Below are 743 nucleotides of genomic sequence, written 5' to 3'. Positions count from 1 at the left end.
TTTACTCCCGTGTAAATTGTGGTTAGCTGGTAGCGGGGGATTGCCGTCCCTCCTATCAGCGCTTGTACAACTGCATTTAAATCTCACAAAATGCGTAATAAGCTTATTTTATTCTGTGGTGAGTTGCAATAAAAATTTTCAGACGCTCGCCACAGAAACCTAACTCCCCTGCCCTGAATCCAATCAGACAATAGAAACTAATCAATCCAGGAATTAATGCGAAAACTATACTATCTTTAAACGGTAACATTTCTTTTAAGGATAAAGGATGCATACCCACGCAGCGAAAGGTACTGAAGTTCACTCAGGCGAGCAATTTGGCATACGCGGTTACTGGGTCAATAAAGATCCCTATAACCCGGACGTTGTGTATATCGAAGATATTGAAGATGAAGTGCCTGCACATGCAGGAAGAACAACCTATATTTATTTCGGCCCTAACCAACCCACCCCGGAAGAGATTAATTTTTTGAAGCAGACAATGCCTGGTGAGATTGTTAGTGGGGATACCTGGTTTTGAGGTTTTTGGTTTCGGGTTAGTTTATCCGCAGCTATATCAAATTATTAATTCAGCAAATGTTATGAAATGGCCAATAAATCTAATTTATGAGGGTACGAGCATTAACTACTGTTTTGAAAAACAAGCCAGTAGCCTTGATGGAGCGAAGCGTAATCAGGGTTATCCTTTCTAACATTAAACTACTCAATTGGTTTAAGCATCAGCCGATTTTTGGATAATCGCC

General features: G+C 40.4%; 1 protein-coding gene. It reads left to right on the top strand.

What is annotated here, in order from left to right; all coding sequences use genetic code 11:
* Window positions 1-268 precede the first annotated feature (268 nt).
* Entirely contained in the window at window positions 269-520 is a 252-nt protein-coding gene (locus tag ACN4Z1_RS15935; RefSeq protein WP_228364227.1) for a hypothetical protein, read from the top strand.
* The last annotated feature ends 223 nt before the right edge of the window (window positions 521-743 follow it).

The sequence above is a fragment of the Legionella sp. ST3F1 genome (assembly GCF_048553315.1).
Lineage (GTDB): Bacteria > Pseudomonadota > Gammaproteobacteria > Legionellales > Legionellaceae > Tatlockia > Tatlockia donaldsonii.
Note: the sequence above shows the minus strand (reverse complement) of the source record. Positions and strands in the feature narration are given on the sequence as shown.

Bases quoted from the DNA above. Each gene is read 5' to 3' on its own strand.
- ACN4Z1_RS15935 (WP_228364227.1), top strand. From the start codon at position 269: ATGCATACCCACGCAGCGAAAGGTACTGAAGTTCACTCAGGCGAGCAA.